The following is a 231-nucleotide window of genomic DNA, read 5'->3' as shown; positions in this document are numbered from 1 at the left end:
CACGTCGATGTCGAGTTCCTTGTGCTAGTAGCCCATCGTGCCGGCCGCGCCGCGCGCCTTGCCGTAGCCGAGCGTGCCGAGCAGGTGATCGGTGTTCGCGTGCAGGGTGGGCGACGCGAGCTTCTTCGGGAAGCCCCATAGCTCCCGGCCGCCGGCGATCGGCGGGTGATCGTCGAGATACATAGCGAGCGTGTAGCCGCCCGGCTGGCCGTTGTATTCGACGGGAATCAC

The 231-nt window shown here is 67.1% G+C and carries 1 pseudogene; it reads right to left on the bottom strand.

The annotated features are described in order from the left end of the window. Positions 1-27: 27 nt before the first annotated feature. Positions 28-231: pseudogene (locus tag KVT39_RS37575) on the bottom strand (acetoacetate decarboxylase family protein); the annotation flags it as partial.

The organism is Burkholderia sp. GbtcB21, assembly GCF_019091065.1.
In the GTDB taxonomy this organism is placed as follows: Bacteria; Pseudomonadota; Gammaproteobacteria; order Burkholderiales; family Burkholderiaceae; genus Burkholderia; species Burkholderia pyrrocinia_C.
The sequence above is the reverse complement of the archived record's forward strand: the minus strand, read 5'-3'. Positions and strand labels throughout refer to the sequence as shown.